The organism is Streptomyces sp. NPDC030021 (assembly GCF_055574035.1).
In genome coordinates this window covers 1-9,316 of record NZ_JBVIAH010000047.1, presented here as the reverse complement: position 1 = coordinate 9,316, position 9,316 = coordinate 1, and the positions used below count along the sequence as shown (strand labels likewise).

Annotated in this window: 7 protein-coding genes and 1 pseudogene; 3 read left to right on the top strand and 5 right to left on the bottom strand. The window is 72.4% G+C overall.

All coding sequences use genetic code 11. The features are described from left to right. Positions 1 to 120: 120 nt before the first annotated feature. Positions 121 to 696, bottom strand: a complete 576-nt coding sequence (locus ACZ4YL_RS41165; RefSeq protein ID WP_468123631.1) for a hypothetical protein — start codon at positions 694 to 696, stop codon at positions 121 to 123. A gap of 201 nt (positions 697 to 897) precedes the next feature. Continuing rightward, a complete protein-coding gene (locus ACZ4YL_RS41160; protein ID WP_468123629.1) occupies positions 898 to 1,668 on the bottom strand; it encodes a bestrophin-like domain in 771 nt (256 codons plus the stop codon). 1,070 nt (positions 1,669 to 2,738) lie between these two features. Here ACZ4YL_RS41160 and ACZ4YL_RS41155 point away from each other — a divergent pair. After that, positions 2,739 to 3,569, top strand: coding sequence for an SAM-dependent methyltransferase (locus tag ACZ4YL_RS41155; protein ID WP_468123633.1), 831 nt, complete (start codon positions 2,739 to 2,741; stop codon positions 3,567 to 3,569). Beyond that, positions 3,566 to 5,803 (top strand): putative bifunctional diguanylate cyclase/phosphodiesterase, encoded by a 2,238-nt coding sequence (locus tag ACZ4YL_RS41150; protein WP_468123627.1) that lies wholly within the window; start codon positions 3,566 to 3,568, stop codon positions 5,801 to 5,803. Before ACZ4YL_RS41155 ends, ACZ4YL_RS41150 begins: the two co-directional genes overlap by 4 nt. A gap of 112 nt (positions 5,804 to 5,915) precedes the next feature. Here ACZ4YL_RS41150 and ACZ4YL_RS41145 read toward each other — a convergent pair whose 3' ends face one another. Beyond that, positions 5,916 to 7,007, bottom strand: coding sequence for an FAD-dependent monooxygenase (locus ACZ4YL_RS41145; protein ID WP_468123625.1), 1,092 nt, complete (start codon positions 7,005 to 7,007; stop codon positions 5,916 to 5,918). A gap of 105 nt (positions 7,008 to 7,112) precedes the next feature. Here ACZ4YL_RS41145 and ACZ4YL_RS41140 point away from each other — a divergent pair, with 105 nt between their 5' ends. Then, positions 7,113 to 7,811 carry a TetR/AcrR family transcriptional regulator gene (locus ACZ4YL_RS41140; protein ID WP_468123623.1) on the top strand — a complete coding sequence of 233 codons (699 nt, stop codon included), beginning with the start codon at positions 7,113 to 7,115 and terminating at the stop codon, positions 7,809 to 7,811. A 40-nt stretch (positions 7,812 to 7,851) separates the two neighbouring features. Here the strand turns inward: ACZ4YL_RS41140 and ACZ4YL_RS41135 are convergent, their stop codons facing one another. Next, the gene (locus ACZ4YL_RS41135) at positions 7,852 to 8,730 is read right to left on the bottom strand and encodes a LysR family transcriptional regulator (RefSeq protein ID WP_468123621.1); all 879 of its coding nucleotides are present in this window, start codon (positions 8,728 to 8,730) and stop codon (positions 7,852 to 7,854) included. 30 nt (positions 8,731 to 8,760) lie between these two features. Next, positions 8,761 to 9,236, bottom strand: a pseudogene (locus ACZ4YL_RS41130) (IS5 family transposase); the annotation flags it as partial. Positions 9,237 to 9,316 lie beyond the last annotated feature (80 nt).

Genomic DNA, 9,316 nt, shown 5'->3' with positions numbered 1-9,316 from the left:
CCCCCCCCCCACCCTCCCCCCCCCCCCCCCCCCCCCCCCCCCCCCCCCCCCCCCCCCCCCCCCCCACCCCCCTCCCCCCCCCCCCCCCCCCTCCCCGGTGGCGGGGGATGTCCGGCGGGTTCAGTGGCTACGGCCGGACCCCCTGCGGCGCAGGGCGAATACGGTGCCGCCCGCGGCGGCGAGGAACAGGCCGGCGCCGGCGCCGAGCTCCACGGGATCCATGCCGGCCACGCTGCCGCCCAGACCGCCGCGGACACCGAGGGCGGAGGACGGGGTCGGGAGGAGGGTCGCGCCGGTGCCGGTCCGCGTGGAACTCGTGGTGGGTCCGGTGGTGCCGCCGGCGATCGTCAGGTCGGCCGAGCCGGTCTCCCCGTTGCAGGTGAAGGAGACGGAGTAGACGGCTCCGCGCCGGGCGTCCCGGTCCACGGTGACCCGTACGGTCTGGCCCCGCGCGATGCTCACGGTGTCGAAGACCCCGGAGGAGGCGGTGGCGTAGGCGGCGTTGCAGCGGCTGACCGCGAGGACCGTCTGCCCCCCGGGGGCGACGGTCGAAGGCGTGAGGGTGAAGCCGAACGAGGTGATGGGCTGGGCCTCGGCAGCGGTCGCGGCGGGCGCGCCGAGGACGCCGAGCGCGAGCACGGCGCCCGTGGCGCCGGCGCTCAGCAGGGCGGTGGCGGAGATACGTATCGCACCCATGGTTGATTCTCCGGATCCCCGAGGAGCAGCCGCGGAACGGTTTTCCGCACGTGGGGGGTCGTGCGCCTCGATGTCCGACACGCTAGGTCGGGGTGCGGTGACCCGCGATCAGGAACGGGCGAATGGGGCATGGCCGTGGGCCGAACCGGGGACGGGAGGCCCGTCCCCGGTTTGCGGACGGCCCGATCCGAACGAGATCTCCTAGCCGCCGAGGTCCAGGTGGGGGAACTGGGCGAGGAACGGTTCGGCGGTGGCGGAGATGCCCCGCCCGAACGGCGCGTCGAAGTCCCAGATCAGGAACAGCAGGAACGCGATGAGGGCACTGAACAGGCCCGCCAGCAGCATCTCCCGGAACGACCGCCTGATCTGCAGGGTGAAGATCAGGCCCACGGTCACCAGGGCGCCGACGATCAGCCCGAACCACACCACCCCCGGCATGGTGGCCCCGGCACTCGAACCGCGTGCGCTGCGGGCGTCGTCGACCACCGCGACCTGGTCGACCAGCGGCTGGTAGGCCTGCCCCTCGTGGTCGGTCTGCGGCTCGTAGTCGGTGACGTCCCGGCGGATACGTTCCAGCAGCTCCCCGCCGTGCTCGGTGAGCTCGCCGTGGTCGGCCATCCGCTTCCACTCCGTGTCCACGACGTGGGTCACGTACGCGTCGACATCGGACCGGATCCTCTTGCGCACCTCGGCCGGGTAGACCTCGGAGCGGACACTGATCTCGTGCAGGGCCTGGGCCTCCTGGCGCACGTATTCCTGCGCGGCCCCGCGGCCTTCCCAGACGCCGGCGATCGCCAGGCCCAGCACGATCGCGTAGATCACCCCGATCATCATCGTCATGTACTCGATGACGTCCGGGGTCTCGTTCGGATCGTCGTCGTCGCCGATCCTCCTGTGGTTGAAGAAGGCGATGGACAGCACCACGGCACAGGCCGCGGCCATCGCGAGGGACAGGACGAGCCATTCCGACAAGATGACTCCCAATCGGTTACTGGTGGGGCGGAAGAAGCCCTAGCGCGGGCGCAGCGCGACGATCGCGAGCACCGCGGGAGCGGCGGTCATCAAGGTGAAAGTCACCGGCGAGATGTGGTGCTCGACGGGTTTGCGGGCCGCCGCGTGATACGCGGGCCGGACCACCGGTTTCCGCGGTACGGGTTTCACCTCTGGGGCGGGTGGTGCGGGTGGTGCGGGTGGTGGCGGCGCGGGAGCCCGGACCACGCGGGGAGGCGGGGGTGCCGGTTCCGGCGGGGGCGGTGCGGGCAGGACCGGCTTCGGTACGGGCCTCGGCGCCGGCGCGGGAGGCGGCGGCGGTTTCGGCGGCGCGGGCTTCGGTGGCGGCGGGGGCTCGGGCGGTGGCGGCGGGGGAGTCGGCTCGGGTGGCGGCGGGGGCTTCGGCGGCTTCGGTGGCGGCTTCGGCGGGCAGGGCGGAGGGGGCGGCGGCGGTGGGCAGTGGGGGTGGCCGTGATGGCCCCCGCCGTGCCCGCCTCCACGGCGTTTCCCGTGGTCGGAGCCCTGGTCGTCACCGTGATGTCCGCCACGCGGGCCGCGTCCGCGGTCGCTGCCGCCGGCCACCGCGGCCACCACGGTGGCCGCCGGGCCGTCGCCGGAGTCGGTCGTCGCGTAGGCGCGGCTATCAGCCACGGCCGGCGTGACGGACAAGGCCGCCCACAGCAGGACCGGGACTGCCAGCAGGCGCCTGGCACAGGCTCTGTTCACCCCGGGAGCATGGGCCCGCGCGCGCCCGGGCACGCGAGGCTCGGCCCCCGGTTCGCCTGAACGGGTGGACTGCCGACCAGAGAGGTTTGAGCCACTCGTGGGTCGGTAGTGTGGTGACTCCCATCGACCCTCGGCCAATTCCCATAAGGGACTTGTCGGTATCGGTCATTCCCTCGTCCGGTGTGGCGGTGCCTTTGGTGTGTGACGAAGAACGGATCGCCAATTTCCGCTTTTGCTCGCCCTGTTGGGAAATGATCAGTACATTCGGCTCGGACAGGAGTCCGACCTCACACGGACGACCGCAGGACCAACGCTTGGAGACCCCGATGGAGCGCCCCGCCTGGGCCCCGCCAGGCATCGACATATCGGTGCCGAGCGTGTCCCGCATCTATGATTACTACCTGGGCGGGTCCCACAATTTCGAGGTCGACCGCCAGACGGCTCGCCGCGCCATGGAATTCATGCCGGGACTGCCCAAGATCATGCAGGCCAACCGGGCATTCATGCGCCGCGCCGTCCGCCACGCCGTCGCCGAGGGCGTCACGCAGTTCCTCGACATCGGCTCAGGCATCCCCACCTTCGGCAACGTCCACGAGATCGCCCAGGCCGCCAGCCCGCAGGCGCGCGTTGTCTACGTCGACCACGACCCGGTGGCCGTCGCGCACAGCCGGGCCGTCCTCACCGGGGACGACCACAGCGACATCGTCGCCGCCGACCTGCGCAAGCCCAAGGAGATCCTGGCCGCCCCCGAGGTCGGCCGGCTGCTCGACCTCGGCCGCCCGGTCGCTCTCCTGCTCGTGGCCGTCCTGCACTTCCTGGAGGACACGGACGACCCGTACGCCGCCGTCGCCGAGCTGCGCGACGCGCTGGCCCCCGGCAGCCTGCTGATCCTCACGCACGCCTCGTACGAGGGGATCCCGCTCACCCAGGAGACCGCCGCCGGCACCGTGGGCGTCTACCGGGACATGCGCAACCCCCTCGTCATGCGTACCCGGGACCAGATCGGCGGCTTCTTCGACGGGTTCGAGATGCTGGAGCCGGGCCTCGTGTCCATGCCCGACTGGCGGCCGGACCGGCCCGACGACGGCGAGGACGGCGAGACACCGGAAGACCCCTACGCCTTCTCGGGCTTCGGCGGCGTGGGACGCAAGGCGTGAGACTTCCGGCACAGACGGCGGGGGCGCCGAAACTGGCCGCGGCACCGGCTGCGGCACCGGCCACCGGGTCCGCGGCGGCCCCGCACGGCGGCATCGAGGACCGGATCGCCCGCTTCGCCACGATCTGGGGCCGGGCGATCTTCCCGGTCACGGCGACCTCGCTGACCCGCACCGAGTTCGAACGGCACCTCGTACCCCTCACCCGGACGCTCACCGAGGCCCTGCACGCCCGGCCCTTCGACGCCTCGGTCGCCCAGCAGGTGGGGGCGGAACTCGTCGCCGTGCACTGCACCGACCCCGAGGCCCTGGCCGGCACCCTGGGCGTGATCGAGTCGTACCTGGTGCTCTACTGCGGCCCGGACGGACCCGAGGGCTCCGGCATCGAGGGCACCGAGGAGTACCGCTCCCGCTGTGCCCGGCTCCAGCACGCCATCGCGGCGGGATACGCCCGCGCGCTGCGCGAGCGCACCCTCAGGGAGCAGGAGGCCATCGCGCGCTCCGCACTGACCGCGCGCACCGACGCGCAGCAGGCCCTGCACGCGAGCGAGGAGCGCTTCCGGGCGGTCTTCGAGGGCGCGGCCGTGGGGATCGGCATCGCCGACCTCGACGGGAACGTCCTGGAGGTCAACGACACCCTGCTGCAGATGTTCGGCGGCCTGGAGGGACACGTCCGCAGCCGCAACGTCAGCGAGTGGGGACACCCCGACGACACCCCGCACGTCTGGCGGATGTACGGCGAGCTGGTGCGCGGCGAGCGCGAGAGCTACCGCGTGGAGAAGCCGTACTACCGGCACGACGGCACCGTGCTCTGGACCAATCTGACGGTGTCGCTGCTGCGCGACGCCGACGGGAAGCCGCAGTACCAGCTGGCGCTGATGGAGGACACCACCGAACGCCGGCTGCTGAACCTGCGCCTGCGCTACGAGGCCACCCACGACGCCCTGACCGGCCTGCCCAACCGGACCCTGTTCTTCGAGCGGCTGGAGAAGGCCCTCGGCGGGGCCGGAGGCGACCGCTACGGCCTGTGCTACCTCGACCTCGACGGCTTCAAGGCGGTCAACGACAGCCTCGGGCACTCGGCGGGGGACCGGCTGCTGGTCGAGGTCGCCGACCGGCTGCAGAGCTGCGCGACCGGCCCCGGCGAAGTGGTCGCCCGGCTCGGCGGTGACGAGTTCGTCGCCCTGACCACCGGCTCCGACACCGAGGAGAAGGTGACCGACCTCGCGGTCCGCATACTGACCGCCCTGTCCACACCGATCCGGCTGGAGGGCCGGGAGCTGACGGTCCGGGGCAGCATCGGCATCGTCGAGGGCCGGGCCAAGGAACGCACCCCGGCAGAGGTGCTGCGCAGCGCCGACATCACGATGTACCGGGCCAAGGCGGCCGGCGGCAACCGCTTCGAATTCGCCGACGCCGAGGCCGACGCCCGCGCGATCACCCGCCACGGCCTGACCAACGCCCTGCCCGCGGCGCTGGAACGCGGCGAGTTCTTCATCGAGTACCAGCCGCTGGTCCACATGCGAGACGGCAGCGTGCACGGGGCCGAGGCGCTGGTGCGCTGGTCGCACCCGCAGTACGGGGTCCTCGGCCCGGACCGCTTCATCCCGCTCGCCGAACGGACCGGGCTGATCGTGCCGCTCGGGCGCTGGGTGCTGGAGGAGGCCGTCCGCCAGGCCCGCATCTGGCAGCGCCAGCACGGAGGCGCGGCCCTGCGGATCAACGTCAACCTCTCGCCGACCCAGCTCCACCACCCGGGCCTGGTCGCCGACACCGTGGCGGTGCTGGAGAAGTCCGGCCTCGCCCCGGGCGCGCTGTGCCTGGAGGTCACCGAATCGGCCCTGATAGGGGCCGACGACGAACTCCTGGAACCGCTGCGCCGGCTCGCCGCCCTCGGCGTGGACATCGCCCTCGACGATTTCGGCACCGGCTACTCGAACCTGGCCAACCTGCGGCGGCTGCCGGTCAGCGTCCTTAAGCTCGACCGCTCCTTCACCCAGGGGATGCAGCAGCAGCCCGCCAACCCGGTCGACGTCAAGATCGTGGAGGGGATCGTCGCCCTGGCGCACAGCCTCGAACTCGCCGTCACCGTCGAGGGAGTGGAGACCGGAGCCCAGGCCGCACAGCTGCGCGCCCTCGGCTGCGACACCGCTCAAGGCTGGTACTACGCCCGGCCCGGGGCCCCGGACCGCATCCACACCCTCTCCCTCTCGGACGCGGTGCCCACGCCCTCCTGACGTCCGCCGCCGGGCGGACCGGCTGCCCGGAGCCGGGTCCGGGGCCGGGATTCCCGGGCGGGGAGCCCCGGCCGCAGGCCGGCCTGCGGTCCGGGGTCGGCCGGGGGCGGCCTCAGGCTCCGGCGCGCGGCTCGCTCCGGCTCATGCCGACCTCCGTCCCGCGACCAGGGGTCCGCACGGCCTCCACGACCCGCTCGTACCGTTCCGCCGTGTCGGCCAGGACGTCGGCGGCCACGGGCAGCCGCTCCGCCTCGTACGCGTCGAGCACCTCCTCACCGCCGGGCCCGGTGAGTGCTGCGCCCAGCGTCCGGGCCAGGGCGGTGGCGTCCTGGATGCCGGTGTTCATGCCGAGCCCGCCGGCTATGGGCTGCACGTGCGCGGCATCCCCGGCGAGGAAGACCCGGCCCTCCCGCAGCCGCGTGGCCATCCGGATGTTGACCCGCCAGGCCGAGATCCACGTGGCATCGGCAAGCCGGATGCCCGGAACCCGGGCATGCCGGTCGAAGAGCCGCTGGAAGCTCTCCAGGGAGGGCGGCAGCGGCTCGCCCCGCTCGTCCCGCTCGGGCGAGGCCTGCAACTGGAAGCTGTCCGTCCCCGGCATCGGGCAGAGGAGCATTCCATTGCCGTCCGAGGTGAACCACTGGTGCCAGACGTCCCGGCTGAGCCCGGGCGCCCGGACGTCCCCGATGACCATCGCGGGCTCCTCCTGGCCGTTCCCCTCGAAGGGGATGCCGAGCAGCTTGCGCGTGGTGCTGCGCCCGCCGTCGCACCCGGCGAGGTAGCGGGCTCCGATCACGGTGCCGTCCGCCAGCTCCGCGCGCACCCCGGATTCGTCCTGGGTGATCGCGGCGAGCTCCGATCCGTACTCGACCTGCACCCCGAGCCCGGCGAGCCGGTCGCGCAGGGCCGCTTCGATCTGCCACTGCCCGATCAGCAGGCCGGCGGCGGTGGGGGTGTCGTTGATGTGCTGTCCGTCGAAGTACTTGCGCAGGACCACGCTCCTGTTGCCGGTGGCGGCCAGGGTGTCGAGCACGCCGAGCTCCCGGAAGACATCGAGGCTGCCCGGCAGCAGCCCCTTGCCCCGGGACTCGTGGTGCGGCTCGGTGCGCCGGTCGATGACGCGCACGGCGAATCCGCGCAGTGCCAGGTCGCAGGCGAGCGTCAGTCCGGTGGGGCCCGAGCCGGTGATCAGTACGTCGGTCATGGGATGTCCTCTCCTCGTCGATGTCTCAAGGAAAGCGGCTCCCGCCAGAAAAAGCAACCCGGTTACAAAAATAACTCAGTCACGAATCCGTGGTACGCTGTGCGCATGGAGAACACGACGGGTCTGCGCGAGAACAAGAAGCTCCGTACGCGGCACCGGCTGGCGGCGACGGCGCTGGAGCTCTTCCTGGAACGGGGCTTCGATGCCGTGTCGGTGGCGGACGTCGCGGCCGCGGCCGAGGTCTCCAAGCCCACCCTCTTCCGGTACTTCCCGAGCAAGGAGGACCTCCTGCTCGACCGGTTCGCCGACCACCAGGACGAGGTGGCGCGCATCGTGCGAGAGCGGCCCGCCGGCCGTACGCCGGTGGGCGCCGTGCACGCGCACTTCCTGGCGGCGCTGGCCGAGCGGGACCCGATCACCGGGCTGTGCGACCACCCGAACGTGATGGCCTTCCAGCAGCTCGTCTACAGCACCGCCAGCCTCAAGAGTCGGCTGAGCCGCTACACCGACCGCGAGGTGGAGTTGCTCGCCGCCGGGCTGGAGGCGGAGGCGGTGGCGCCGCTCGCCGCCCGCCTGGCCGCGATGCATCTGGTGGCGGTCCGGCACGAGTTGGGCCGGGTGAACTGGCGGCGGATCGAATCCGGGCAGAGCGCCGACGAGGCCCACGCGGCCGCGGTGGCCGATGCCGATCAGGCCTTCGGGATGCTCGCCGAAGGCCTCGACAAGGCCCTGCCGACGGGCCCCGCCCGGGCGTCCGCCCAAGCCCAAGCCCAAGCCCAAGCCCAGGCCCAGGCCCCAGAATGACCGCCCCGCCCGCCCCGCCCGCACCCCCGCCGCGGCGGAATCAGCCGAGCAGTATGCGCTTCAGCTCGCGGGCCGCGCGCGGCGGAGCCACGTCGGTGCGGTGGGCCAGGGCGATCGTGCGGCGCAGCGGGGAGCCGGCCAGTGGGGTCGCCCGCAGGCCCGGACCGGCGCGGTCCACCACCATCGCCGGGACCACCGCGATACCGAGCCCCGCCCGGACGAAGCCCAGGACCGCGTCCATCTCTCCGCCCTCCACGGTGAAGACCGGCTCGAAGCCCTCCGCCCGGCAGGCCGCCACCGTGAGCTCCCGCAGGTCGTAGCCGTGCCGGAACATCACCATCGGCTCGTCCCGCAGCCTCGGGATGGTCAGCTCGCCGCCCCCGCCGGGCGCCGGCCGTTCCGCCGAGGAGACCACCACAAGGTCTTCCGTCAGCAGCTCCACCGTGGTGAGGGCCGGGGCCGAAGGGGGCAGCGGCAGCGCGATCAGGGCCAGGTCCAGGGATCCGCGCGCGAGTTCCCGTACGAGGTCGAGCGAGCCGCTCTCCTCGATCAGCAGCTCGATCCCGGGATGCGCGTCGTGGAAGGCTCGCAGCACATCCGGCAGCAGGCCCGTGCAGATGCTGGGAGTGGCGCCGAGCCGGACGCGGCCGCGCCGTAGCTGCGCCAGTTCCTGGACCTCCAGCCGCGCGGTGTCCGCGTCCGCCAGGATCCGGCGGGCCAGCGGCAGCAGCGTCTCACCCGCGTCGGTGAGCGTGATGTTGCCCCGGGCCCGGCTGAACAGCTCGGCCCCGAGCTCCCGTTCAAGAGCCTTGATCTGCTGCGAGAGCGAGGGCTGGGCCACGTGCACGCGCTCCGCTGCCCGGGTGAAATGCCGGGTCTCGGCGACGGCCACGAAGTACAGGAGCTGCTGGAACTGCATACGCCCAGGCTAGGTCTTGTCGTCAAAGTGTCACGCCCACATCAGGAGCGATGCGAGGGTGACGGCTGCTTGGTAGGCCTCGGCGGTCTTGTCATAGCGAGTGGCGATGCCGCGCCACTGCTTGAGGCGGTTGAAGCACCGTTCCACCACATTGCGGTGCTTGTAGACCTGCTTGTCGAAGGTCGGCGGCCGACCGCCGAGGCTGCCTCGTCGGGTCCGGTTGCGGACTGGTCGGACCGTTCCGGGAACGTGTGCGTAATGCCGCGGCGCCGCAGCCAAGCACGGATGGCCTTCGAGCTATAGCCCTTGTCGCCGATGACGTGGTCGGGCCGGATGCGCGGTCGGCCCGGCCCGATCCGGGGCACCCGTATCGCATCCATCACGGCGGTGAACTGGGTGCAGTCGTTGGTGTTCCCGCCGGTCAGGACGAACGCGAGGGGCCGGCCCGTCCTGTCACAGGCCAGGTGGATCTTGCTGGTCAGTCCGCCGCGGGACCGGCCGAGGGCCGGGCTGCGGAGCCCCGTTACCGTCTTCGTGGCCTCGCAATGAGGCTCCCGGCCTTCGGCCCCGGTATGACTTGAGCCCC